Source organism: Streptomyces sp. NPDC015242 (assembly GCF_043079125.1).
GTDB lineage: Bacteria > Actinomycetota > Actinomycetes > Streptomycetales > Streptomycetaceae > Streptomyces.
In genome coordinates this window covers 207,977-233,276 of record NZ_JBIBUF010000010.1, presented here as the reverse complement: position 1 = coordinate 233,276, position 25,300 = coordinate 207,977, and the positions used below count along the sequence as shown (strand labels likewise).

The following is a 25,300-nucleotide window of genomic DNA, read 5'->3' as shown; positions in this document are numbered from 1 at the left end:
GCTGTCATGAGCAACGACGTCACTCTTGTCCTCGGCGCGACCGGCAACACCGGCCGGCGGGTGGCCGCCCGGTTGCGACTGCGCGGCACACCCGTGCGCGCCGCCTCCCGTTCCGGACAGACCCCGTTCGACTGGTTCCACCCCGCCGGCTGGGATCAGGTCCTGCGGGACGTCACCGCCGCCTACGTGGTGCCCCCACCCGTACCCGGACCGGTGCACGACTTCGTGGCGCGGGCCGAGGCCTCCGGTGTGCGGCGCCTGGTCCTGCTCTCCGGTCACGGCGCCGACGATTGGGGCGACTCCCCCTTCGGGCTGGACATGCGCTCGGCCGAGGACGCCGTGCGCGGCTCGGCGCTGGAATGGACCCTCCTGCGTGCCTCGAACTTCGCCCAGAACTTCGACGGGCACCCTTTCCGCGTCCCGCTGGCCGCAGGCGAGCTGGCACTTCCGGCCGGTGCGGTCCCCGAGCCGTTCATCGACGTCGAGGACGTCGCCGACGTGGCGGCCGCGGTACTGTCCGAACCCGGCCGGCACGCCGGTCGGGTCTATGAACTGACCGGGCCGCGCGGGCTGACCTGGGCGGAGGCCGTCGAGCTGATCTCCCGGGCGTCCGGGCTGCCCATCGTCTACCGGCGCGTTTCCCCGGCCGAGTACACCGCGATGCTGATCAAGGACGGCTGGAGCGAGGACGAGGCCCAGCACCTCACCGAGATGTTCGTGCTGCTTGAGCGCGGGGCCACCGCCTGGACCACGGACGACGTCGCCACCGTGCTCGGACGCGCGCCGCGGACCTTCGAGGACTTCGTCCTGCGGGCCGCGGCCGCGGAGGCCTGGCGGTGCTGATTTCCGCGGCCTTCCGCCGGGCGTACCGCACTCCGGAAGGCCGGGCACCGCGCGCCCTCCCGCACATCGACGCGACGTGCCGACGTCCGTTCTTCACCTGACTGGAGCCCTCATGCATACTCTTCTGGTCGCCGCCAACCCGGACCTCGAATCCCTGACGCACTACGTGCTGGGAAGACTCGAGGCAGCGCTTCGACCCGGCTCGGTCGAGATCGCCGACCTGTCCGAGGAGCGGTTCGACCCTCGGTTCACTCCTGCGGATCGTCGGGCGTACCACGAGGGCGGCAACTACCCGTCCGACGTCATGGCCGAGCACCGTCGTCTTGAGCGTGCCACCGATCTCGTGCTGGTCTTCCCCGTGTACTGGTGGTCGATGCCCGCACTGCTGAAGGGGTGGATCGACCGTGTCTTCGTCAACGGCTGGGCCTTCGAGCACTCCCCCGCTTCGGGCCTGCGGCCGAAACTGCAGCACCTCACCACCCATCTTCTGCCCATCGCCGGTGACGACTCCGGTGCGTACGAGCGCCACGGATACGAGAGCGCGCTGCGGACGCAGATCGAGCACGGCATCGTCGACTACTGCGGCAGCCGGCGCGGTCGCACGGCGTTCATCTACGAATCCGAACAGCCCTCCTCCGAAGCGACGGTGCGCGGTGTCGACCGTGCGGTGCGGAGCATCAGCGAAGCCATCCATGCCCGTCTGGCGGGATGAGGGAGGTCGGAACGCGAGCCGGCCCCTGTTGCGGGCAGGATGACCGTCTCGCCGCCCCGGCCCGCATCGTTGGCAGCTGGCGGAAATGGATGGAGTGCACGGCCGGGCGGGGCTGACACTTCCCCAGTCGTGCCGGGCGACCATGTGCACGCCTCCGCAGGTCCCGGCGGGCCAGAGGTTCATGCACATGGTCGCGCTCAAGGAAGGACTGCCGCCGGTGGCCTACAGCAGACGGGACGGCTTTCAGTTGTCGGTGGAGAGCGAAGTCTGGATCTTCTACGACGGGGCGATCTTCCAGGCGGAACTCACCGGTCACCAGCACGAACGAGACCCGGCCGCCGGCCGTGCGCGAGCGGCGCTGCCCCAGCGACACCTGGGACTCAGAATGGGCCATCCTCGAACCGCTGCTGGCTGTCCCGGCCTGCGAGCAGCCCACGGGCGGCCGCCCGGAAAGGGTCCGCGCCGCAACGTGATCGATGCGCGACCCTTGGCCGTGGACATGCGCGGCATGCCGTTGACGGTCATGGTCACCAAGGCCTCGCCGCACCACAGCACCCCCGCCCGCGAATAGCTGTTCCGCCGGCGCCTGCCCCCTCCCTGACTGATCATTTCGGAATGAGGTTTGGAGTCGTCGCAAGCAGATGATGCTCACCCTCACACCGGATTCATCACGAAAAAATCAGTGAAGGCTGCCCGCGCCTTGGTCGAATGCCTCCCTGTGTCGTTCGACTTCGGGGAGGTGGTCGGCGGTCCAGGAGCGCAGGATCGAGAAGGGCTCCTCAAGCGTGCGGCCCAGCGGTGTGATCCGGTACTCCACAGCAACGGGGCGTTGCGGCAGTACCCGGCGCTCGACGAGGCCGTTGCGTTCCAACCGTCGCAGTGCCTGCGTCAGCGATTTCTGAGTGACCCCATCGAGCTCTCTCTTGAGCTCGTTGAAGCGTCGCGGCTGCCGGCACAACGCGGCCAGCAGCAGATGACCCCACTTGTCCAGCAGTTGATCCAGGAGCTCGCGCTGCGGGCCAACGATGGTCTCGTGACCGGCCCGATCTTCGGGGATACCAGGTTTCTTTGAAGTACCTGCCATGTACCAGGTATACCAGAGATACCGGCGACCCAAAGGAATCTCATGACCGAACAGTCCCTGCCCAGCCTCGATCTCAAGCGCCAGGACGGAGTGCTATGGGTCTCGATTGATGTTCCGCCCGTCAACCTGATGACGGCGCAGCTAATGCTCGACCTGGACGCCGTCGCCGCATCGGCCGAGAAGGATCCCGATCTGCACGTGATCGTGGTCCAGAGCGCCAATCCGGAGTTCTTCCTGGCGCACGGCGACCTGTCATTCGTGGAGGACCCCGCGACCTACGCCGCCCTCCCGGTCGCGGAGGAGACGCTGGTCGGGACGGGCCCGATGATGCGGCTTCATGAACGTTGGCGGCGTCTGCCTCAGACCACCATCGCCAAGGTCGCGGGACTCGCCCGTGGCGGTGGAGCCGAGCTGGTCTCCAGCCTGGATCTGCGATTCGCGGCCCTCGAGACTGCGGCGTTCGGCCAGTTCGAGGCACTGATCGGCATAGTCCCTGGAGCCGGTGCAACTGCCCACCTGCCCCGCCTGGTGGGTCGCGCTCGCGCTCTCGAGATCGTGCTGACAGGCGGGCTCGTCGACGCGGCGACTGCCGAGCGGTGGGGTTGGGTGAACCGAGCTCTGCCCGCCGCGGATCTGGATGAATATGTTGAGTGGGTCGCACTGGCCATCGCGTCTCTGCCCGACGGTGTCCGCGCCGCGGCCATCGAAGCAATCGACGCGGCCGGCGGCACGCTCGAGGACGCACTGCGCGCGGAAAACCGCCTGCTCGGCGAAACGTTCACTCCCGCGTCTGGAGAGCTCGCCCGGGCAGCGCTCGCGGCCGGGGTTCACACGCGCGAGGTGGAGCTGAACCTCGAAAAGGTGCTGCGCGCGAACCTCGTCCGGCATTCGTAACGAGTCGCCGCTGCGCGGGTGGAGTGCAGAGTTGTCCGTACGGTCCGTTCGGCGCTTCGGGCCGAACGACCGTACGGGCCGCCTCCCACTCTGTGAAGCTGATGGACGACCGCGCGGCCCTGCGAGGCATCGTTTCAGGTACTGCGTAAGAACGTGAGTTTTGGCTGGGCCAGGAGGAGTCCCCTGCAAGCGGGTCCATCCGCGCGGGCGCCGAGACACGCGTGCCTGCTGCAAGGGCAACAAGGGATGGATCTACACGGCCACGTTCTACGCCGCACCTGAACGCTTCGCGGGTGAATTCACTGACTCTTACGGGCGCGAGGGTGTGAGCGAGGACGTCTTGCACAAGGTCACTCGCCGCACTCCTGGCTTCCACGCCTGGCAGGATCCTCACTGGCTCGTCCATTGCCAGAACGCGGCCGCCTTCGTGGGCGAAGCCGGATACACCGAGTTGGCGGCGCATCCCGAAGCCCTCGACCAGCTGCGGACCGACATGCGCCTCGACGGTTGGCACGACGAAAACCAGCTTGAGCACTTCCTGGCCCACCTCGGCGACGGTGCCACCGCCATGCTCTTCCGCTGCATCGTCTGCGGCACTCACCTCGCCTACGCCGACGCATCCTAGAAGTCGTCTGCTAGGCCGTGCAGCTTGCGGGCTTGCGTCGACGCTGGCTGCGCCGGGACCGGATCGGCGGTATTCCGTGTACCAGCGGGATGAGTTCCTGGCTGTCGTGTGTGTTCGCGGCGGAGATGCCGACGGACAGGGCAGACCGGTCCGCTCCGTGACCAAGTGGATCTTCGAGCTGTACTTGCCCCGATCCACAGCATTCGGGCCTGTCAGGTCCCCCTTCTCAGGGCTCTCATGTTCACGGAGTCGATCGCGCGTCGGGACCAGTCCAGCTCGCCGCGGGCACCGAGCTCGTCGAGGATCAGGCAACAACTCCCTCATCCGGCACCAGTCGCTCAAGGATCCCCACCGCCGCAAGCTGTCGAACTCGCCAAATGAGAAGACCTGTGAGCAGCCATCTCCATTGGCCCAGCGGCGCGCCGGATTGTGGGTGGTCGCGAGGGAGGGCTGTGCCGCATGATCACGTCATGACGAGTCCTGCCGCCTTCCGGGACCGGACCAACTGGTCCGGTGGCTACTACGAGCTGGCCATAGAGGTCGGGTCGTGTGACGATGCCGAGATCCAGGCCGTCCTGAGTGCCCTGTGGTCCGCCGCCGACGTGCACGGGTGCTTCGGGCTGAGGGACCGTGAACCTGAGGAACAGGATCCCGTGCCCTGCACGGTTGGATCACTGGCCGAGTTCGGACACCTCCTTGGTCAGGTCCGCCTGCCGACAGGCGAAACGGTCGTCTGCGGTTGTGTGGCTGTCCGGGGCGGTGACGAAAGCAGTGACTGGCTGGACTTCTACGTCCCCGCCGGTGCGTTGGACAGGGCCGGCCTGGCCTACTGGAACGGCCAGCCCTTCTTCCGATCCGCCGTGATGGACGACTGGCTGGCGACCATCGGCAGGGAGACGTTCACCAGAGCGACCTTCAGCTTGGGGGTCGTCGGGTTCGAGGTCTCTGGCTGCTCGAACGCTGCAACCCTGGCAGGCCAGATGCCGAACGAGCGAAGCATCGGATACCTCCTTCCCGTAGAGGGCGCCCTCCACTACGGGGCCGCCAACACCAGCTCCTCCCGGAGTCGGGTATGCGGTAGCAGATGAGACTATCCACCTTGCCCCGAGTGCCGTGCGCTCATCTCACCGGGCTGACCGGTGGCGTCCGGTCCGGGGTGGATCTCAGATCCAGGTGGGCACGTTCCCCCCGGCGTAGCGGGCGCCGCAGCCGCCCTGGGGCAGGATCTCGTCGATGGCCTTGAGGCCGGCGTCGGTGAGGGTGAGTTCGGCGGCGGTGCTGTTTTCCTCGACGCGCTCCTGGCTGCGGGTGCCGGGGATGGGCACGATGTGCTCGCCCCGTGTCAGGAGCCAGGCCAGGGCGAGCTGGGAGACAGTGGCACCCTTGGCCACCGCGAGGCCGGCGAGCCGGTCGACTGCTTCGACGTTCTTCCCGAAGTTGCCGGGCTGCCAGCGCGGGTCGACGTAGCTCCTGGAAGAGGGCGGCAGTGAGGCGGGCTCCACGCGCGCTGTCGCCGCCGCCGCAGGCATCACGGCCCCAGCGCTGTACCGGATGTTCGACGACAAGGACGGACTCCTGACCGAGCTGGCCGCCTACGGGTTCGAGATGTACCTGGCCGAGAAACGGGAGGCCTTGGCGCTGACCCCCGATGACCCGGTGGCCGACCTCTACCGCGGCTGGGGACCTGCACGTCGCCTTCGGAGTGCAGCCCGGGCGGCGCCCCCCGGCAGCGGACGAGGCCCACGCCCTGCTGGTGACACTGCTGGGCCGGGCGGCCGACGCCGGGCGCCTTCGGGTTCCGGTGGCGCAGGCGACTCGCGTCATCCACGCCGCGACGACCGGTGCCACGCTGGCACTGATCGGCGAAGAACCCTCGGAGCGGGACCTGACCGTTTCGGCACGGCTGCGGGACACCGTCCTCGCCTCGATCACTACGGACCCGCCCGCCTCATCCGCGTCGGACCTGGCCTCGCGCGCACTCGCCCTCCACGCCGCGCTGGAAACCGCGCTCGCCACCAAGCCCGCAGCCGCGGACTCCGGGGTGCCCTTGCGAGACACCGAGACGGCGCTGCTCCGCGAATGGCTCCAGCAACTGGCAGGCTGAGCCGGGCCACCTGCTCCGCGGGCAGTGGGCGTGCGGTCATGGACGCCCACCCAGAGACGCACACTCCGTGTACACGGGCTTGACCACCGCCGCGCGCGCATAGCTGTCGCATATCCCCGTCGGAGTTCGATACCTCAAGCATGTGACATAAAATCTTCGAATGCCCTCCCTGCGCGCACTGGAATGCCTGATCGCTGTCGCGGACACCGGATCGATCACTCAGGCCGCGCTGCTGCTGCACTCCTCGCAACCCGCCGTGTCCCACCAGATCGCCACCCTGGAGCGCGAGACCCGTACGGCTCTGCTGCGTCGCGAGGCACGCGGGGTCAGGCTCACCGCCGCGGGGCGGGTCGCGGTCGCTGACGCCCGGCGGGCGGTCGAGGCGGCCACCGCCGCTGTCCGGTCGGCGCGGGCGGTGGGAGAAGCCGGGGGCGGGTTGCTGCGGATCGGCTGCGCCCAGAGCCTTACCGTCGCCTTGCTCGCCCCAGTGCTCCGCGACTGGCGCCGGCGTCACCCGGAAGTGACCATCACTCTGCATGAACTCGCCGTCATGGAGGAGGCATTGAGGCTGGTCGAGTCGGACGACGTCGACGTCGCGGTGCTGCCTGACCCCCCATCCGACCGTTTCCACCTCACTGCCGTCGCCGAGGAGGAGGTCGTGCTGGCCGCGCCCACCGGCCACCCACTGGCCCAGCAGGCCTCCGTGCGGATCCAGGACCTCGACGGCGCGCCCCTCGTGCACTACACGGCGCACAATCGCCTCGGCGCATGGCTCGATCAGGCCTTCGCCCGGGCCGGGGTCCACCCGGAGGCGGTCATGCGGACGTCCGTCACCGCGACGGCACCCCAACTCGCCGCGGCCGGACTGGGTGTCGCGGTCTGTCCGGTGAGCGCGGTCAGTGCGGGCTTTCCGGGCGTGGTCCGGGCGTTCTCACCGCGGTGGACCAGACAGTTGATGGCGGTGACGTCCGCCGAACCCGATCCACTCGTCGCGCGGTTCATCGCGGGGCTGCGTCGTCGCGGCGTGCGGGTCCCCCGCGGCGTACAGACGCAGCTCGACGCAGGCGCCGTGACCAGGAGCGAGTGAAGGGCTCCGGTCCGTACCGGGTCCGCGGGCCGACGGTGAGCTTGAGGCACCGACGCCCCTGCCTACGTCGCCTCTGACCTGTTCCTGTCGAGTCCTGTACCGGGTGACCTCAGACCTCTGGATGCCTCGGGGCTGTCTCTGCGGAAGGCCTGGCATCGTCGTCGCCGTCAGCCTTGCCATCGTCGCGGCCGTCCCCCACGTGACGTCCGCGCCAAGGAGTTCCCTCGCCGATCTGCGGCACCTGGTCGCCGCCGCCCGCACCGCGAGATGCATGCCGACGACTGACATCCCTGACATCGCCCGTCCGACGAGCACGCCCTCCGGCGCCGCCACAGGTGAGCCATCCAAGACATCTATGGTTCCCCGTCTACTCATGAATGGCTTCGAGGGAAGAACAGCCAGCCCGTCATCGCTGAACATCACATGGCCTCCCGCCCACAGCGGAGCGGGAAGCGTCTTACGCGAGAGAGAAGGCTCCCATGTCACAGGCATTCATCACGGGCGGCTCGGGCTTCATCGGACGGGCCCTGATCCGCAGGCTCGTCGCAGAAGGCCACACGGTCCGTGCGCTGGTCCGCAGCGCGGCGTCGGCCGACAAGGTCGCGGCCCTCGGCGCGCAGCCGGTGCAGGGCGAGTTGACGGAGCCGGCCGGCTGGCAGGACGCGGTCGCAGGCAGCGACGTACTGTTCCACCTCGCTGCCGAGACGGACATCACCGCCGACCGCGAGCGCCACGAGCGGGTGACGGTGGGGGGCACCCGAGCGGCTGTGGAAGCAGCCCGTACGGCGGGGGTCGCCACCTTCGTCCACTGTGGCAGCGAGGCCGCGCTCCTGGCCGGGGAACCGCTGCTGGACGGGGACGAGACCGCGCCGCTGCGGCCGGACTCCGAAGCCGCCTACTGCGGCCAAGGCCAAATCCGAGCAGGTCGTGCTGGACGCCGGCGCACCGGGCTTCACCACCGTCTCCATACGGCCGCGGTTCGTCTGGGGCCCTGACAGCAGCCTCACCGAAGGCCTGGCCGCAGCGGCCAAGGCCGGGCAGTTCGCCTGGATCGACGGCGGCCGGCACACCACCGATGTGACGTACGTGGACAACGCCGTCGAGGGCCTGATCCTCGGGTGGCGGCACGGCCGGCCCGGTCAGGCGTACTTCGTCACCGACCAGCATCGGGTCGTCCTGCGGGACTTCCTGGAGACCGTCTTCTCGCTCTACGGCGTCGACGCGCCCATCCCCGACATGGACGCCGAAACCGCGGCCCATGTGGTGCCGGTGCCCGCCCGGTGGTTCGTCGGACAGTCGTGCACGCTGCGCACCGACAAGGCCGTGACGGAACTGGGATACCGGCCCGTCGTCCCGCATGCCACCGGTTTCGCCGCCGTGCAGGACGCGCTCGCCTCCGAGGCCGCGTGACGGCCTCGCGGCATTGCGTCGGGCTCATCGCGCCATGCGCTTCTGCGGGCGGAAGCGCGATGGCCCCGGCAGCACCGCGGGCGTGAATACTGGCCCCCTGCTTCAGTGCCCGGCCATCCCGAGTGGCCGGGCGTGCCGGTGGGGGTGGGTCCGGTCACGGGTGGCTCTGAATGCGGGCAAGAGAAAGAAGGGTGCGGTCGCGTGATGCGTCTTGCGGTGCTGGGTCCTGTTCGTGCGTGGCGGCGGGACGAAGAGGTCGACCTCGGGTCTCCACAGCAGCGAGGGCTGCTCGCACTGCTGCTTCTGCATGAAGGGCGCCCGGTGGAGACCGAGGCGATTCTGGAGGCCCTGTGGGGCGAGCACGGGCCTCGGGGCGCCCGGGGCACCGTCCGCACGTACGTCTACCGGCTGCGACCGATCCTCGGCGACATGGCGGTCATCGAATCGACGGGCAGTGGCTACCGCCTGACGGTTCGTGACGGGACCTTCGACCTGAGGAGGTTCCGGGAGCTGACCGCCCAGGCTCACCGGGCGCGCCGCGCCGGCGCCACGGCGAGCGCCGCCGACCTCCTGCGCCAGGCCCTCGGCACCTGGCAGGGACCGGCCCTGTCGGGTGTCCGGGGTCCCTTCTTCGAGCTGGAGCGCGACCGGCTGGAGGAGCTGAGGCTGGCCGCTCTTGAAGAGGTGTTCGATCTTGAGCTGGAGGTCGGCGGGGCGTCCGATCTGACGTCCGAGATACGGGCGGCCGTGAGGGAGCACCCACTGCGTGAGCGGCTGCACGAACAGCTCATGCTGTCGTTGTTCCGTGCCGGCCGCCGGGCCGAGGCTCTGGCCGCCTTCCAATACACCCGGCGGCTTCTGCGCGAAGAACTGGGCGTGGACCCCGGGCCCGCCCTTCGGTCACTCCACGACCGCATCCTGCGCGAGGGCGAGGATGCGCCCGTCCCCGCGGGCCGTGGGCCGTCCTCGGCCCTCACGCCCACGCCGGTCCCGGCTCAGCTCCCGGCGGACCTGGCCGTGTTCACCGGGCGCCGCGCGGAGATCGCGGAACTGTCCTTGACGCTGCGTGACGCCGCGCACGCTCCGGTCGTCGGCATCACCGGCCTGGGCGGGATGGGCAAGACCGCGCTCGCCGTACACGTCGCGCACACCCAGCGGCACCTGTTCCCCGACGGGCAGCTCTTCGCCGACCTCGGTGGTTTCGAGGACCCGGCCGGCCCGCTGGAGGTGCTCGGCCGGTTCTTGCGTGCGGTCGGGGTGTCACAGCTGCCGGCATCGCTGGACGAACGCGCCGCGCTGTGGCGTACGACGGTGTCCGGCCGTCGCATGCTGATCGTCCTGGACGCGGCATCCGGCGGCGAGCAGGTGCGTCCTCTGCTGCCGGCCACCCCTGGCTGTGCCGTCATCATGACCAGTCCGCGCCGCATCGTCGACCTGCCCGGCATCCCCTGGCTGCGTCTCGGCGTTCTGCGGCCCGAAGACGCACTGCACCTGCTCGCCGCCATATCCGGGACCCGGCGGGTGTTCGCAGAACAGGAAGCGGCCGGCCGCCTGGTACAGGCCTGCTCCTACCAGCCGCTCTCGGTGCATGTGGCGGCCGCGCGGCTGGATGCCCGGCCGTCGTGGACGATCGACCAGATCCTCGCCCAGCTCGAGGACGACCTGCGCCAGCCGGTCGTCATGCACGCGGACTGCAAGATCGTCGACAGGCCGTTCCGAGAGGCCCAGGCGCGCATGGACACCTTCCACCGCGACGCCTTCCACCTCACCGCGGTTCCCGACTGCGGCCGCCTGGATGCCGCCATGGCCGCGGCAGTGCTCGACCTGCCGGTCAACGAAGCCACCGCGGTCATGGAAGCCCTCGTCGACGCTCATGTGGTGGAGTCCGGCGAGAACGGCGACTACCGCTTCCTCGGGCTCGTCAAGGCGTTCGCGCGGCGCCAGGCCCTCAACGGGCTGGGACACCAGCACTGCCAGCAAGCACTGCACCGGCTGCTGCGCCACTGTCTGACCACCAGGAACACGGCCGGCGAAGAGGATCTGCGCGCGTTGGCGGACCAGATCACTGATCTTCCGGACGCTCTCGCGGAGATGGTGTCGCTTTCGCTGCCCTGATCCCTGCGGCGCCGCGCGCGGTGACGCGCCTGCACATGCCCGGCTCCGCACGCGGTGAGAGTCGCGCGGGGAGAAGCCTTGCGGCGCGTGGGTGAAACGCCCCGTCGACGCGCCATCGACGCCGCGTCGACACGGGCTCGATGCAATGCACACATGCTCGATTCACTCACACGCGCCGCTCTGGCAGCGCAGATCACCGGACCCGTACTCGGCCCGGAGGACGAAGGCTTCGCCGCGGAGTGCGCGCCTTTCAACCTTGCCGTGACCCACCGCCCCTGCGTCGTCGTCGGAGCCGCGAACAGCTCCGACGTGCAAGTCGCCGTTCGCTTCGCGGCACAGCGGCGTCTGCCGGTCGCCGTCATGGCCACCGGCCACCAGGCGACCGTCCCGGCCGATGACGCGGTCCTCATCACCACTCACCGCATGGCCCAGGTGAGCATCGACCCCGCAGCGCGCACGGCCCGCGTGACGGCGGGGGCCCGCTGGCAGCAAGTGATCGACGCGGCGGCCCCGTTCGGGCTTGCCCCGCTCAACGGCTCCTCACCGCTCGTCGGAGTCGTCGGCTACACCCTCGGCGGGGGCCTGAGCCCCACCATGGGCCGCGCCCACGGATGGGCAGCCGACCACGTCACCTCCCTGGACGTCGTGACAGCCGACGGCGCGTTGCACCTCGTCGACGCCGCGTCGGAACCCGACTTGTTCTGGGCGCTGCGCGGCGGGAAGAGCAACTTCGGTGTCGTCACCGCCATGGAGTTCGCCCTCTTCCCGGTGGCACAGCTGTGGGCGGGCGGCCTCTTCTTCGACGGTGCCGACGCGGCAGCCGTCCTGCACACCTATGCCGAGGTCACGGCCGACGCCCCCGACGAGTTGAGCTCTTCGATCGCCCTGCTGCGCCTGCCGGCGCTGCCCGGTGTGCCCGCCTTCCTCGCCGACCGGTTCGCCGTGCACGTCCGCATCTCCTACCTCGGCCCGGCAGCCGAGGCCACCCGGCTGGTTGCGCCGCTGCGGGCGGCCGCACCCGTCCTCGCGGACACTCTGGGCCCCATGCCGTACGCGTCCTTCGCCGAGATCCACAACGATCCGGCAGACCCGGCACCCTTCATGGAGCGCACCGCGATGCTGCGTTCCCTGCCCGCCGGGGCCGTCGAGGAGATCCTGTCCGCCGCGGGCCCGACGGCCGACTGCCCGGTGCACTTCGTCGAGTTGCGTCACCTGGGCGGCGCCCTGGCCCGGCCCGCGGACAACGCCGTCGGACACCGGGACGCCCGGTTCGCACTCTGGATCGTCGGTGTCGGGGCACCCGACGCCTTCACCGCGATGAACGTCTACGCCGATGAGCTGCTGCAGCGGATGCGTCCCTGGTCCACCGGCGGACGGTACCTGAACTTCATGGCGGCCCAGGACACCGGCGTGTCCGACGTGCGGGCGGCGTACGACGAAGCCGACTATCGCAGGCTCCGCGGCGTCAAGACGCGCTTCGACCCGGACAACCTCTTCCGTCTGAACCACAACATCCCTCCCGAGGAGCGCCCGATGTCCGACGACAAGCTGCAGCTCTTGATCGACCACGCCGCGATCGCCGACGCGCTGCACCGCTACACGGCAGGACTCGACCACGGCGACGCCGAGCTGCTCGCCTCGTCCCTGACCGAGGACGCCATGGTCGACCTGACGCCGGCCACGAGCAAGATCGGGCTCGACTTCCCCGCGCTCAAGCCGCGCGACACCATCGTCGGAGCGCTCATCCCGGCGGTCGGCCCGCTCGACACCAGCCACGTGATCAGCAACATCCGCGCCACCGTGGACGGCGACACCGCTCACGTGAACTGCTACGCGATGGCTCAGCACTACCTGCCACAAGAAGGTCCCAAGCCGGACCGGACCCGGCACGCGCTGATGATGAACCGCTACGACGCGGACCTCACGCGCGACGGAAGCGCCTGGCGCATCAGCCGGCTGACGATCGACAACGCCTGGTTCGAGGGCGACGAGACCGTCCTGCTTCCCGGCGACTGAGCTCACGGCGGGACCGCCCCACCGGGGTGGCGCTCCTCCCGGCCGAGGAGCACCACCCCGGTGCTGCCGGTCCCCAGCATCACTGCCGCAGACGCGCCCGTAGCCGCTCTGTCGCACGAAACCGCCATGGGCCGACCACACCCATGCCCTCGATCCCCGCCCTCCAGTACCCGTTCGGGAGCGTTCCAGCGTGTCCACCATCCCTGATCCGCCCGACCCCTCTCCGCACTCCCACCCGGACAGCGTCCCGGGACGGCTCAAGGCGCTGATGCGGGATCTCCGCCACGGCGCGTGGCGGCCGACCCCCCTCGAAAATCGCCTGGCCGAGACGCTCGCCCGGTCGGCCGCCGGGACCGGGTCGCTCAGTGCGGTCGGCATCCGGGCCGCGCTGTGGGAGGGGTCGATGACGGCCATCCACGAAAACGGCGGACGTTTCATCACCCTTCTCGGCGACCTGCTGCCGCTGGTCGAGAAGCCCGACGCGACAGCGCTGCACACGGCGGGCCTTGCCCTCGACCTCGTCGAGACGATCACGCAGACGGCACCGCACCGACAACCTGCTCCCCCACCGGAACCATGTCCCTGCCCGAGCGAGGCGGGCGGCGATCCGCGTGAAACGCCACCGCCGCCCCGGTCACCGGGTACCCGCGAGGACAGCAGACCCCTGCGCGTGGACGCGGCACGCAATCACGCCCGTCTGCTGAACGCCGCGGCACGGCTGGCCCGGGAGCGTGGACTGCGGCACCTCACGATGGAAGCGGTGGCCACCGCGGCAGGTGTCGGCAAGGGCACCGTCTTTCGCCGGTTCGGCGACCGCACAGGGCTGTTGCAAGCCCTGCTGCAGCGCTCCGAGGACACCTTCCAGGCCGCTCACCTCGGCCGCCTCGAACGAGCAGACAGCCGGGACAGGGCCATCGAGCAGCTTCGCGCCTTCGGGGTGGCCGCCATACGGCGCTATGCCGCGGAGATGGAACTGCACCTGGCCGCCGAACCCTCCCCCGACCAGCGCTACCGGCGCGGACCTCGCCGCCGGTATCACGAGCGGGTCAGCGTCCTGCTCGGCCTGGCTGCCCCGGAAGCAGACGCGGAACTGCTCAGTCACGCCCTGCTGGGCTACCTGGAGCCCGCCCTGCTCTGGCACTTGAGCGACCAGTGCGGCCTGCCCCTGCAACGGCTGGAGAACGGCTGGCTCGAACTGGTCTCCCGACTCGTCCAGAAGCCGCAGCCCCACGCGACGTGACCCGAGGGAGGAGCGCGGCGTGAGGACCGGCTGCGCGAGGAGGCAGGCGGCGAGGCCGCCGCCGTGGCCCACCGTCTCGGTCTTCTGCGGGAAACCGTCTGAACGACCGCACCGAACGGGCAGACTGGCAGCCGACCGAGGAGCCGGGCGGTAGCCGTTGGGGGCGCTGGAATGAAGTACGCGATGCTGGTGGGACCGGGCGCCGCGCCGGAGGGCGCGGCCCGGCTCGATGTGCCGGACGGCGCCACCCTGGACGACACCGCCCACGCGCTCGACCTGCTGCTCGCGACCCGGCCGGCGCTGGACCGTGTGGTCCTGGCCGTGGGCGGCACGGTCGTCGGGGTCACCACCCGGGCCCACCTGAGCACCGTGCGCGCGCTCGGGGTCGTGCGAGGCGCGGGTGAGGAGGACCGTGGCCGCCAGCCGGTCGAATCCACCCAGTACACGCTGCTGACCTTCCGCTGCCCGTCCTGCGAGCGGACGGCCTGGACCGCCTTCTACGACGAGCGGTACCGGCCGATGTGCGAGACGGACGGCCACGGGCCGATGGAACTGCGGTGAGCCGCCGATGAGCCAGGCCGGCCTCGCCACCGTCGCCACGGCACCCGCGGGCCTCGCCCCGGGCAGCTCCGGACGGTTCTTCCTCGTCTCCTATCTGCCCAGCTACGCGGGGGCGTTGAGCATCCTGTGGCTGGTCTGGGCGGGCGCCCCCGGCGGCGCCCTCTCCATGCGCCGCGCCTGGCGCACCGCCGCCGGACTCGGCGTCGGCGAGATCGTGCTCATCGCCGCCGGCATCACCGTCGTCGCCGTCGTCTTCCAGCCCCTTCAACTGGCCATGGTGCGGCTGCTCCAGGGCGGCTGGCCCGACGCCCTCGGCGCGGGGCTGTGCCGCGCCCGGCAGCGCCGCCGCAAGGCCCGGCTCGAACGCCGTACGGTCCTGCCCCCGGCCGCGGGCGACGCGGCGCCGGCGGAGGTGACGGCGGCCGCCGTGCAGCGGGCCGGTACGGCCGCCGCGCGGCTGCGCCGCCGCTACCCGCTGCCCGATCACCTCGTCCGGCCCACCGCCCTCGGCAACGTCCTGACCGCCACCTTCGACACCGCAGGCCGCGACCACGGCTGGGACGCGGCGGTGGCCTGGCCCCGGCTCTACCCGGTCCTCGGCGACCGGTCGCGCGCCCTCGTCGACGACTCCCGCGACTCCCTCGACAGCGCGGTGCGGCTCGCCGTCACCGGGGCGGCCACCGCGCTCACCGCCGCCGGTCTGCTGTGCTCCAGCGGGTGGTGGCTCGCCCTCGCCCTGATCCCGCTGGCCGTCGCCTGCGTCGCCTACCACGGGGCCGTCCAGGCGGCCGTCGCCTACGGAGACGCCGTACACACCGCGTTCGACCTGCACCGCTTCGACCTGCTGCGGGCTCTGCACCTTCCGCTGCCGGCCGGCCTCGCCGAGGAGCGCGCCCGGGCCTCGGCACTCTGCGCGTCCTGGCGCCAGGGGCTGCCGCCGCCTGACACCTACGAGCATCCCGAAGTACCGCCCGCCGTATGACCCGTTGAGTACCGGCCCGAGACGATGCGCCCTACCGTGGCCCCATGGCAGCGATGGGGGAACACCGCCGCAACGACCGCGTCCTGGCTCTGCACGAGCGCGGACTGCGGGAACTCGACGACTACATGCGCTCCCGTGACCCCTCCGCCCTCGAACGGGCCCGGCGCGTGTTCCACACGACCGTGGAAGCCCTCGGCCCGCACACCCCCGACCGGCACGTCCATTTCCGGAACCTCGCCTACACCGAGGCGCTGACGTACGAGGAGACCGGTGCCTCCGGGCCGCTGCGGGACGCCGTCGCCCTGTACCGCCAGGCCCTCGCCGAGGCCCCCGCCGGCCACCCCTACCGGCCCGCCTACGCCTACGGGCTGGGCCGCGCCCTGCGCCTGTTGTCCGGAGCGACCGGCGAGCCCGCTCACCTCGACGAGTCCGTCGAGTGGCAGCGGCGGGCACTGTCCGGCGGACCGGCCGCCCGGCTGGAGGCCGCCGGGCAGCTGGCCGGTCTCGCCGAGACGCTCCTCGACCGCCACCTCCTGACCGGCGACCGGGCGGACCTGGAGGAGTGTGTGGCGCTGTACCGGCAGGCCGTACGGCTCACGCCCGAGGCCGGACAGGAGGATCTCGCGATCCGGCTGGTCAACTTCGGCTCCGCGCTCGGCGCGCTGCACAGGGTGACCGGCGATCCCGGCCACCGCGACGAGTCCATCGACGCCCACTCCCGGGCCCTCGCCCTGCTGCCCGCCGACCGCCCGCAGCAACGGCTGGGCCTTCTCGACGTCCTCGCACAGGCCGTGCAGGACCGCTACGACGCCTCCGGCCGGCTGGAGGACCTCGACACGGTGATCGCCCTGCGCCTGCGCGCCGTCGCGCACACCGACCCCGGCACCACCGACCACGGCGAGGCCGCCCTGCGTGCCGCCGACGCGCTCCTGGACCGGGCCGTCAGGACCGGCCGGTCCCACTTCGCCGACCAGGCGATCGCCGTGCTGCGGCGCGCCGTCGCCGGCCTGCCGGCCGACAGCGCCGAACGCGGCGTGCTGACGGGCATTCTCGGATCGGCGTACGACACCCGGTACGACCTGACCGGGGAGGCCGCCTCCCTGGACCAGGCCGTCGCCCTGCTCCGAGCGGCCGTGGACACGCCCGGTACCGGACACCACAACGCCTGCGGCCTGCGCACCAAACTCTCCGCCGCCCTGCGGAGCCGGCACTCGGCGCGCGGAGACCTCACCGACCTCGAAGAGGCGATCGCCGTGCACCGCGACGCACTGGCCGCCGGGGCCGGCCTGGACGCGGAACACCGGGCCCTCCACCAGGCGAGCCTCGCCGCGGGCCTGAACCAGCGCTTCGGCGTCCACGGCGACATCACGGATCTCGACCGGTGCGCCGAACTGTGCCGCCAGGCCCTGCTGGTACTGCCCGAGGGCGACGCGAACCGTCCGGTCGTCCTCATGCTGCTCGGCGACACCCACCTCGCCCGGTTCTTCCACACCGCCCGCCCGGAGGCGCTGGGCCCGGCGCTCGGCGCCTTCCGGCAGGCCCTCGACGCCGCCGACCCCCAGCAGCGGACGGCCGCGATGAGCAACCTCGCCCGCGCCCTCCTCGCCCGCTTCGACCACGCCGACGGCACACCGGCCGACCTGGACGAGGCGATCGGCCTGCAGCGCCACGCCTTGAACCTGCTCCCCACCCAGCGGGAGGTGACCGGCTACAACCTCGCCCAGTCCCTGCGCAGCCGCTACGAGATCAGCCACGACCTCACCGACCTCGAGGAGGCCGTCGCCCTCCTGCGCACCGTCGTGCGGGACCGCCCCCGCCACGACCCGGACCGGAGCAAGCCCGGCACGGCCCTCGCCGAGTGCCTGTACAGCCTGCACCTGCGGACCGGGAACCGTGACCTGCTCACCGAGGCCCTCACCGTCGCCCACGACATCACCACGATCACCTCCGCCCCGGTGCGCGAACGGCTCGCCGCCCACGTCACCTGGGGCCAGGTGTCCGGCGTACTGGAGGACTGGGACACGGCGTGGCGCGCCCTGCGCACGGCCACGTCGCTGCTGCCCGAGCTGGCGACCCGCAGCCTCACCCGCAGCGACCAGCAGTACGCTCTGGCCCGTCTGCCGGGCATCGCGGCGGAGGCCGCCGCCTACGCCCTGCAGGCCGGACGGCCCCGGGAAGCCCTGGAAGTCCTGGAACACGGCAGGGGGGTTCTCCTCGGCCGGCTGCTGCGCACCCGCGACCTCGACCTCGACCGGCTGCGCCGGCAGGCACCCGCCCTGGCCGACGAGTTCCTGCGGCTGCGCGAGGAGGAGACCGACCAGCCGGCCGGGCCCTCCGTACCGGCGGCCACCACCGAACAGGCGGCCGAACGGCGTCGCGCCCACGCCGCCGCGTGGCAGCACCTGCTGGGCCGGATCCGGGCGCTGCCGGGGTTCGACGGCTTCCTGCGCCCGCCCGCGGCCGAGGAGATCCTCCGCCAGGCGGGCGACGGACCCGTCGTGCTCCTCAACATCAGCATCCGCTGCGACGCCGTCATCGTGGCCGGCGGCACGATCGACGTCCTGCCGCTGAAAGTGCGTTCCGGCACCGTGGCCGAGCAGGTGGCCGTCTTCCTCGACGCCACCCGCGCCGCCTCCCGGCCCGGAGCCTCCCTGGAGGAGATCTGGTCCGCGCAGGAGACCCTCTCCGGCGTACTGGAATGGCTGTGGGACACCATCACCGGACCCGTGCTGCAGCGTCTCGGCCACATCGAACCGCCCGCCCCCGGGCAGTCGCCACGGCGGGTGTGGTGGTGCCCGCAGGGCACGCTGGCGTTCCTGCCGCTGCACGCCGCCGGCTACCACGGTGCCCGGGCCGAACGGGACCGGCCGCGCTGCGCCCTCGACCTCGCCGTCTCCTCCTACACCCCGACCGTCGGCGCCCTGCACCACGCGCGCCGACGTCCCGAACCCGCCCCGTCAGGCGCGCGGGCCCCCCTGGTCGTGGCCATTCGCGACACACCGGGAGCAGCGCCCCTGCCGAACGCCCCGCACGAAGCGGAAGCGGTGCGGACACTGCTGCCCGGAACCGCCAGGGCAACCCTGCTGACCGGCGCCGAGGCCACCCGCGACCGGGTCCAGGAGGGCCTGCGCTCCAGCCCGTACGTCCATCTCGTCTGCCACGCCGTCACCGACCCGCACGACCCCTCCGCCTCGCGCATCCTCACCCACGACCACGGCGAAAGGGCGCTGACCGTCGCCGACATCTCCGCGCTGCGGCCGTCGGGGGCCGGCCTGGCGTACCTCTCCAGTTGCTCCACCTCCGGGACCCGCCCCGAGCTCGCGGACGAGGCGATCCACATCACCAGCGCCTTCCAACTCGCCGGATTCCGCCATGTCGTGGGCACGCTGTGGCCCGTCACGGACGAGATCGCCCCGCGCATCGCCCGGTCCTTCTACGGCCGGCTCCCGCACGGCGCCGCGCACGCGCTGCACGCGGCCGTCCGGCAGGCGCACGCGGAGTATCCGCTGCTCCCGTCGCTGTGGGGAGCGCACATCCACATCGGCCCGTGATCGCACGGACGGACCGGGACGCCCCGGAGACGGCCGAGGAAACGCCCCGGAGAGGCCGAGGGACACCCCAGGTGATGATCACGCGACGGGTTTCCGCTGTCGCGACGGGTCGCCCCTGGCTGCGCCCGCCCGCGCCGGCCTCGTCTCCCGGCCGCGAGTCTCCTTAGCCGCGAGCGGCGCGGACCATGCGCAGGTTCTCCCGGGCCTGTGCCGTGCGCCGGTCGGCCGTGCCGTAGAGCCGTTCGTAGCCGGCGACGACAAGGCGGCACTCCTCCTCGGCCTGGGCGTGCCGGCCCGCGTTGAAGAAGGTGGCGGCCAGGCTGGTGCGGTACTCCAGGACGTCCGGATGGTCGGGGCCGTGCAACCGTTCCATGCCCGCGACGGCCGCCCTCAGTTCCGCCGCGGCCTCGTCGACCTTGCCGAGCGCCTGGAGCATGGCGCCCAGCGTGGCGTGTGCGGAGAGCGTGTCCGGGTGGCCGGCGCCCTTGATCTTCACCGACTGCCGCACCGCGTCGCGCATCGACCGCGCGGCCTGGGCGACATGCCCCAGGCGGTGCTGGACGGCGGCGTGGTTGATCCGTGCCGTCAGGGTCAGCTCCGACTTCCGGCCCAGCAGCCGCTCGGCGTCGCGCAGCACCGAGAGGTAGAGGGCCCCGGCCTCCTCCAGCGCGCCCCGGGCCCGCAACGCCCCGGCCAGGGTGTTCCGGCTGCCGAGCGTGTCCTCGTGCTCGGGCCCCAGCACCCGTGTCCGGCGTTCGAGCGCGGTGCGCGCCAGTCGCTCCGCCTCCTCGTGCCGCCCCAGGGCGAGCACGACGAGGGCCAGGTCCGCGAGGGCGGTGAGCGTGTCCGGGTGGTCCGGGCCCGAGGTCGCCTCGCGCCGGGTGAAGACGGAACGGCGCAGCCGCTCCGCGTCCTCCGGCCGTCCGCGATCCCATAACAGGGAGGCGAGAGCGCTCAGCGCCTCGAGGGTGTCCGGATGGGCGGGCCCCAGATCGGCCCCGCGCTCCGCCACGACCCAGCGGAAGACCTCCTCGGCCTCGCCGAACTCCCCTTCCTGGCAGAGCTGGTCGGCCAGCTCGAACGAGAGCCGTACGACCTCGGGATGGTGCGGGCCGCGTTCGGTCGCGAGCTGCCCCAGCTTCATGCGCGTCATCCCGGACGGGGTCAGGGACAGCTTCACGTCCACCACGGGGTTGCCGTCCTCGCCCTCGTGATGGGTGATCCGGTACGAGCCCAGGCCCTCCAGCTCACCCTCGCCGACCACCCCGTCCGGTGCCGGTGACGGTCCGGGCACGGGGTCCGAGGAGGGCTGAGTCCGTGCGGCCGGGCTCTCCGGGCCCGCGTGCGCGCCGCGTCCGCGCCGGCGGAACGGCCACCTGCCCCGGCCCGCCCTGTCCGTATCGGTCATCCTGACTCCTTCGTCGACCGAGGGAGTCGTTCCCCGTCCACCGGCGGTCCACCCTCCGCGCGTCCGCCCTCTCACCGCACACCGCCCGCGGCCGGTCCAGCCGCGACAGCACGTGTCATGCCTGGACGGTGGGGCGCACGTTGATCTCGCCGATCTCGACGTCGTCGGGCTGCTCGACGGCGAAGGCCACCGCGCGGGCGACAGCCTCGGGTGGGATGCCCACCGCGTCCATGTTCCTGCGCGTCTGCTCGCGGAGGTGCGGGTCCGCCATGGAGTCGGCGAGATCGGTGCGGACGTATCCCGGCGAGATGGCCGTGGTGCGCACCACCCCGTCGGTGGACTCCGTGCGCAGGCCCTCGTGCACGGTGCGCACCGCGTTCTTGGTCGCGGCGTAGACAGCCATCGAGGGGGACACGGACAGGCCCGCCACGGAGACGATGCTGACCAGGTGGCCCGACCCTTGCGCGCGGAAGACGGGCAGCGCGGCGGCGACGCCGTTGAGCATGCCCCGCAGGTTGACATCGATCATGGCCAACCAGCCTTCGGTGTCGAGGGCGGCCAGCGGGCTGATCGGGGCGACACCGGCGTTGTTCACCAGTACGTCGATACGGCCGAATCGGTCGACGGTGCGGGAGACCAGGCGCTGCAGGTCCTCGGCCCTGGTGACGTCGACGACGCACGCGGCGGCACGTCCCCCCGCCTCCCGGATGTCCTGCGCGATGGCGTCGATGCGCTCGCTGCGGCGGGCTGCGAGGACGACCGCGGCGCCGCGCCGGGCGAGCAGCCGGCTGGTGGCTTCGCCGATGCCGCCACTCGCTCCGGTGATGGCGACGATCTTGCCCTGAAGAGAGAGCATCACTGCCTCCAAGTAAAGTGGACACGTGTCCGCTACGCGATCCACCGTACCGGACACGTGTCCACTTGTCAGGGGCGGAACGTCGGGAGAGGCCCATGAACGCGCCAGCACGCCGTCCGGACGCGGTGCAGAACCGGACCCGTATCGTGGAGGCCGCCCGCGCAGCCCTCGCCGAGTCCCACCACGTCCACCTCAACGAGATCGCCAAGCGCGCCGGAGTGGGACAGGGAACGCTCTACCGCAACTTCCCCAACCGCGAGGCGCTCCTCGCCGAGGTCTACCGGCGCGACGTCGAAGAACTGGTGACCGCCGCCTCCGCTCTGCTGACGGAGCACGAACCCGTGGAAGCCTTGCGCCAGTGGCTCGACCGAGTGATCGACTACGCCGAGATCAAGCGCGGCGTCCTGGCGGCGCTGGAGCCGGCGGCGTGGCAGGACCTCGTCGCCCACAGCCAGAACCCCATCGAAGGAGCCCTCGCTCAGCTCCTGGACGCCGGGAAAGCGGCCGGTTCCGTCCGCGCCGACGTGGACGCCCACGGCGTCCTCCTGCTCATCGCCTACCTCGGCCGACTGGACCGGGAGACATGGGCAAGGGCACGGCCCCTGATGAACGTCATCCTCGACGGCCTTCGCCGCCAGGACGCGGACGGGTGACGGCAGCGGAGCGGGTGGCACGATCCGGCTGCGGCGATCATGCTCTCGATGCGTCCCGTCGGTGTCAGTGCGCCCTGGCATGATCGCGGGCATGACTGATCCGATCGTGGAAGAGCTCGCTCTGAGGACGGCCGAGGAGCACGGCGTTCCCCGACCGGTGGCGCAGGAACTGCTCGCCGGCTCCCGGCCGTGCCTCCACCTGGTCCCCTTCGAGGGCCTGACGCCCGCCCAGCGGCGACAGGCCCGTCCCGCCGCGCGCACGGGAGGCCTCCCCTGCCTGCCGGACGGCGTCGACTGGCCCGACGGGCGCCAGCCGCTGATATTGACCGTCGACTGCGCAGCGCTCCCCCGCGACGCCCTGGACATCGAACTGCCGCCCGACGGCAGCTTGTTGTTCTTCGCCTCGATCGAGTACGAGCCGGAGTCGTCGGCGATCCTGCACGTCCCGTCCGGCGTGCGGACCACACAACGCCCGGCGGCATACGTGCTCAACGGGGAGCCGGAGCAGGTCCGGGTCTACCAGACGGATGATCTGTATCCGGTGCCGGGACTGACCGTCTCACCCGATTGGCGCGACGCCCCGGCGACCAGCGCGTTCCTGGACGGTGGCGCGGACCGCGACGACGTCCTGGACGATTTCGGCGACGCCGTGCGCGATGCGGCAGCGGGCGGCGCCGCACACGGAGTCGCCGTTCAACTGGGCGGTTTCTCCAGGCCCTGGCAGTCGGCACCGGACGAGGGCGACCTCGTCCTCCTTGCGCAGATACACGGTCAGTCGATCGACCTCGGCGTCTTCACCCAGACCCTCGTCGTCGGCACCCGCGAGGACATCGCCGCCCGCCGGTACGGAGCCTTGGAGTTCGAGCAGCAGGTCTGAACAGCCGCCTGCGTCCTCACCACAACTCCGGTTCCCTTGCGGTGGTGGCGGCTGGAAGAGCCCCGGGTAGCCCTGCCGGCCGGTGGCGATCTTCGCAGAGGCGTCACGGTCGCGGTCGACGCCCGCGGTGCGGGTGCGGAGGCTGGGGTGCGGTGACCGGCGATCGGCGCGACCCGGGTGTGTTCACGGCAGCAGGCGCTGTTCCTTCGCGACGGCTACGGCGCCCGCGCGGTTGTCCACCCCCAGCTTGTCGTAGATCCGGCGCAGATGGGTCTTGACCGTGGCCTCGCTGATGAACAGGGCCCGGGCGATATCGCGGTTGCCGAGGCCGCGGGCGAGCTGGGCCAGGATGTCGCGCTCGCGGCCGGTGAGGGAGGGACGCGGGCTGCGCAGGCCGGCCATGACCCGGCTGGCCACGGGTGCGGACAGCGCCGGACGGCCTTGGGCAGCGGCGTGGATCGCGGCGAACAGCTCCTCCGGGCGTTCGGCCTTGAGCAGGTAGCCGGTCGCGCCCGCCTCGATGGCGCGGGTGATGTCGGCGTCCGTGTCGTAAGTGGTCAGCACGAGGACGTGCGGGGACGGGCCGGGGGCGGTCGTGAGGCGGCGGGTGGTCTCCACGCCGTCGATGCCCTCCCCCAGCTGGAGGTCCATCAGCACCACGTCCGGCGCCAGCCTCGCGGACAGGGCGAGTGCCTCTTCGCCGGATGCCGCTTGGCCGACCACCTCGATGCCCGGGGCGCTGTCGAGCAGGGCGAGCAGTCCGGCCCTGACGACCGCGTGGTCGTCGCAGACCACGATGCGCACGGCGGCATGGCCCCGGGCCGGGTCGACGGGGTGGGTCATGGGGTGGTCTCCAGGGGGACGACGGCGGACACGACGGTGCCCTCTCGCGGCGACGACTCGACGGTCAGGGTGCCGCCGAGCTGCCCGAGCCGGGCCCGCATGGCGGGCAGACCGTGACCGCGCGTCCCGGCCGGTACGGCCGCCGCCGGGTCGAAGCCGCGCCCGTCGTCGGTGACGTCCAGGACGACCTGGTCCTCCAGGACGGTGAGGGTCAGCACGGCGGTGCTCGCGCCGGCGTGTTCCCGCACGTTGGCCAGGGCTCCCTGGGCGACGCGCAGCAGGGCCGACTGGACGCGGTCCGGCAGCAGCGGGGTCCGTGCGCCGGTGTCCAGGTGGACGCGGACACTGAGGTGGTCGCCGGACTCGCGTGCGGCGAGGGCGTGCAGTGCGGCGTCGAGGCTGCCGCGGGTGAGGTCCGCGGGGGCCAGGTCGTGCACGAAGCGCCGGGCCTCGGCGAGGTTGTGCTCGGCGACGGAGGCTGCGGACCGGACGTGGTCGCGTGCCTTGCCCGGTTCGGACTCCCAGACCCGCTCCGCTGCCTGGAGGAGCATGCGCTGGCTGGACAGACCCTGCGCGAGGGTGTCGTGGATCTCCATGGACAGCCGCTGGCGTTCGGCGAGGGTGCCGGCACGGCGCTCGGACGCGGCGAGTTCACGGCGGGTGCGGAGCAGGTCGTCGATCAGGGAGCGCTGCCGGGCGGCCTGCCTGCGGGTCTGCAGGAACACGGCCGTGGCGATGGCGGCGACGGCCGGGGGTGCGAGCAGCTGGTTCGGGTCGACGTGCCCGGCGAGTCTGAGCTGCGCGGCGACGACGAACGCCGTCAGGACGGCGACCAGGACGAGCGCCGCGCGAGTCGGCAGGGTGCGCAGGCCGGTGTAGAAGAGCGGTACCGCGCACCAGGCGTAGCTCGGCGCGAGGACGACGAGCACCATCCACACGACGACGACCAGCGCGAGCCACGCGGGTCCGAGCCAGGAGGGCCGGGGATCGGGCGATGGCCGGGGATCGGAAGACGGCCGGGGATCGGAAGACGGCCGGGGGCCGGAAGACGGCCGGGGGCCGGACGGGTGTAGCGGGGTCGGCTTGACGCGCTGCCGCCGGACCGCTCGCCGCCGGTCCGGTCTTGCCGTACCGCCGGCCAGCGCGGGTCCCAGCAGGTGCAGGACAGCCAGGGCGAACGACAGGGCGATGATCCAGGGCGTGCGGGGCTCACCCGGGTGGCGTGTCAGGAAGCGGGCCAGGGCACCACCGAGCAGCAGGAAGAACGCCGCGTGCAGCACGGCGCCCAGCCACCGGTCGTGCCGGTCGTGCCGGTTGTGCGGCTTCCGCATCCGCCCGTGCCTCCCTTCCGGTCGTTTCCCCCTGCTCGCTCACGCTGAACTGCGCAAACACTGCCATTGTCGCCGCTCGGGACACCCTGGGGGTCAACCGATCGGATG

22 protein-coding genes and 2 pseudogenes are annotated in these 25,300 nt (G+C 71.6%); 17 read left to right on the top strand and 7 right to left on the bottom strand.

Features of this window, described 5'->3' with window-relative positions; all coding sequences use genetic code 11:
* Positions 1-6 precede the first annotated feature (6 nt).
* The 3 genes from ACF07N_RS30985 to ACF07N_RS30975 all read left to right on the top strand — a co-directional run bounded on the left by ACF07N_RS30985 (position 7) and on the right by ACF07N_RS30975 (position 2,126).
* Positions 7-843 (top strand): NAD(P)H-binding protein, encoded by an 837-nt coding sequence (locus tag ACF07N_RS30985; protein WP_392119265.1) that lies wholly within the window; start codon positions 7-9, stop codon positions 841-843.
* 112 nt (positions 844-955) lie between these two features.
* Complete coding sequence (locus tag ACF07N_RS30980) at positions 956-1,555, top strand: NAD(P)H-dependent oxidoreductase (protein WP_392119263.1); 600 nt, start codon at positions 956-958, stop codon at positions 1,553-1,555.
* A 187-nt stretch (positions 1,556-1,742) separates the two neighbouring features.
* Positions 1,743-2,126: a hypothetical protein gene (locus ACF07N_RS30975; protein WP_392119260.1), complete on the top strand. Its 384-nt coding sequence runs from the start codon at positions 1,743-1,745 to the stop codon at positions 2,124-2,126.
* A 108-nt stretch (positions 2,127-2,234) separates the two neighbouring features.
* Here the strand turns inward: ACF07N_RS30975 and ACF07N_RS30970 are convergent, their stop codons facing one another.
* On the bottom strand, positions 2,235-2,639 hold the full coding sequence (locus ACF07N_RS30970) for a winged helix-turn-helix transcriptional regulator (RefSeq protein WP_383326749.1): 405 nt from the start codon (positions 2,637-2,639) through the stop codon (positions 2,235-2,237).
* A gap of 42 nt (positions 2,640-2,681) precedes the next feature.
* Between ACF07N_RS30970 and ACF07N_RS30965 the strand changes: the two genes are divergently transcribed.
* Complete coding sequence (locus ACF07N_RS30965) at positions 2,682-3,533, top strand: enoyl-CoA hydratase/isomerase family protein (RefSeq protein WP_392119257.1); 852 nt, start codon at positions 2,682-2,684, stop codon at positions 3,531-3,533.
* Between the two features lie 325 nt (positions 3,534-3,858).
* Positions 3,859-4,158, top strand: coding sequence for a CbrC family protein (locus ACF07N_RS30960; RefSeq protein ID WP_392119253.1), 300 nt, complete (start codon positions 3,859-3,861; stop codon positions 4,156-4,158).
* Positions 4,159-4,186: 28 nt separating this feature from the next.
* On the opposite strand, the pseudogene ACF07N_RS30955 reads toward ACF07N_RS30960, so the two are convergent.
* Positions 4,187-4,466 (bottom strand): annotated as a pseudogene (locus ACF07N_RS30955) (transposase); the annotation flags it as partial.
* A 162-nt stretch (positions 4,467-4,628) separates the two neighbouring features.
* Between ACF07N_RS30955 and ACF07N_RS30950 the strand changes: the two are divergent.
* Positions 4,629-5,246 (top strand): hypothetical protein, encoded by a 618-nt coding sequence (locus ACF07N_RS30950; protein WP_392119250.1) that lies wholly within the window; start codon positions 4,629-4,631, stop codon positions 5,244-5,246.
* A 75-nt stretch (positions 5,247-5,321) separates the two neighbouring features.
* Here the strand turns inward: ACF07N_RS30950 and ACF07N_RS30945 are convergent, their stop codons facing one another.
* A complete protein-coding gene (locus tag ACF07N_RS30945) occupies positions 5,322-5,723 on the bottom strand; it encodes an aldo/keto reductase (RefSeq protein WP_392119247.1) in 402 nt (133 codons plus the stop codon).
* Between ACF07N_RS30945 and ACF07N_RS30940 the strand changes: the two genes are divergently transcribed.
* The 9 genes and pseudogenes from ACF07N_RS30940 to ACF07N_RS30900 all read left to right on the top strand — a co-directional run bounded on the left by ACF07N_RS30940 (position 5,629) and on the right by ACF07N_RS30900 (position 19,224).
* On the top strand, positions 5,629-6,345 hold the full coding sequence (locus tag ACF07N_RS30940) for a TetR family transcriptional regulator (RefSeq protein WP_392119527.1): 717 nt from the start codon (positions 5,629-5,631) through the stop codon (positions 6,343-6,345). The genes ACF07N_RS30945 and ACF07N_RS30940 overlap by 95 nt on opposite strands.
* 77 nt (positions 6,346-6,422) lie before the next feature.
* Positions 6,423-7,349: a LysR family transcriptional regulator gene (locus tag ACF07N_RS30935; RefSeq protein WP_392119244.1), complete on the top strand. Its 927-nt coding sequence runs from the start codon at positions 6,423-6,425 to the stop codon at positions 7,347-7,349.
* A gap of 479 nt (positions 7,350-7,828) precedes the next feature.
* Positions 7,829-8,759, top strand: a pseudogene (locus ACF07N_RS30930) (NAD-dependent epimerase/dehydratase family protein).
* 105 nt (positions 8,760-8,864) lie between these two features.
* The gene (locus tag ACF07N_RS30925) at positions 8,865-10,874 is read left to right on the top strand and encodes a BTAD domain-containing putative transcriptional regulator (protein WP_392119241.1); all 2,010 of its coding nucleotides are present in this window, start codon (positions 8,865-8,867) and stop codon (positions 10,872-10,874) included.
* A gap of 153 nt (positions 10,875-11,027) precedes the next feature.
* The gene (locus tag ACF07N_RS30920) at positions 11,028-12,890 is read left to right on the top strand and encodes a nuclear transport factor 2 family protein (protein WP_392119238.1); all 1,863 of its coding nucleotides are present in this window, start codon (positions 11,028-11,030) and stop codon (positions 12,888-12,890) included.
* A 190-nt stretch (positions 12,891-13,080) separates the two neighbouring features.
* Complete coding sequence (locus tag ACF07N_RS30915) at positions 13,081-14,130, top strand: TetR/AcrR family transcriptional regulator (protein WP_392119235.1); 1,050 nt, start codon at positions 13,081-13,083, stop codon at positions 14,128-14,130.
* Positions 14,131-14,301: 171 nt separating this feature from the next.
* Positions 14,302-14,691 carry a hypothetical protein gene (locus tag ACF07N_RS30910; RefSeq protein WP_392119232.1) on the top strand — a complete coding sequence of 130 codons (390 nt, stop codon included), beginning with the start codon at positions 14,302-14,304 and terminating at the stop codon, positions 14,689-14,691.
* A 7-nt stretch (positions 14,692-14,698) separates the two neighbouring features.
* The gene (locus ACF07N_RS30905) at positions 14,699-15,673 is read left to right on the top strand and encodes a hypothetical protein (protein WP_392119229.1); all 975 of its coding nucleotides are present in this window, start codon (positions 14,699-14,701) and stop codon (positions 15,671-15,673) included.
* Positions 15,674-15,717: 44 nt separating this feature from the next.
* On the top strand, positions 15,718-19,224 hold the full coding sequence (locus tag ACF07N_RS30900; protein ID WP_392119226.1) for a CHAT domain-containing protein: 3,507 nt from the start codon (positions 15,718-15,720) through the stop codon (positions 19,222-19,224).
* Between the two features lie 163 nt (positions 19,225-19,387).
* Here the strand turns inward: ACF07N_RS30900 and ACF07N_RS30895 are convergent, their stop codons facing one another.
* The gene (locus ACF07N_RS30895) at positions 19,388-20,632 is read right to left on the bottom strand and encodes a tetratricopeptide repeat protein (protein ID WP_392119223.1); all 1,245 of its coding nucleotides are present in this window, start codon (positions 20,630-20,632) and stop codon (positions 19,388-19,390) included.
* 115 nt (positions 20,633-20,747) lie between these two features.
* The gene (locus ACF07N_RS30890; protein WP_392119220.1) at positions 20,748-21,488 is read right to left on the bottom strand and encodes an SDR family oxidoreductase; all 741 of its coding nucleotides are present in this window, start codon (positions 21,486-21,488) and stop codon (positions 20,748-20,750) included.
* A gap of 95 nt (positions 21,489-21,583) precedes the next feature.
* Here ACF07N_RS30890 and ACF07N_RS30885 point away from each other — a divergent pair, with 95 nt between their 5' ends.
* Both ACF07N_RS30885 and ACF07N_RS30880 read left to right on the top strand, forming a co-directional pair.
* A complete protein-coding gene (locus ACF07N_RS30885; RefSeq protein ID WP_383345642.1) occupies positions 21,584-22,141 on the top strand; it encodes a TetR/AcrR family transcriptional regulator in 558 nt (185 codons plus the stop codon).
* Between the two features lie 91 nt (positions 22,142-22,232).
* On the top strand, positions 22,233-23,018 hold the full coding sequence (locus ACF07N_RS30880) for a DUF1963 domain-containing protein (RefSeq protein WP_392119216.1): 786 nt from the start codon (positions 22,233-22,235) through the stop codon (positions 23,016-23,018).
* A gap of 183 nt (positions 23,019-23,201) precedes the next feature.
* On the opposite strand, the gene ACF07N_RS30875 is transcribed toward ACF07N_RS30880, so the two are convergent.
* Entirely contained in the window at positions 23,202-23,861 is a 660-nt protein-coding gene (locus ACF07N_RS30875; RefSeq protein WP_392119213.1) for a response regulator, read from the bottom strand.
* Complete coding sequence (locus ACF07N_RS30870) at positions 23,858-25,192, bottom strand: sensor histidine kinase (RefSeq protein WP_392119210.1); 1,335 nt, start codon at positions 25,190-25,192, stop codon at positions 23,858-23,860. The genes ACF07N_RS30875 and ACF07N_RS30870 overlap by 4 nt, the downstream gene beginning before the upstream one ends.
* Positions 25,193-25,300: the final 108 nt, after the last annotated feature.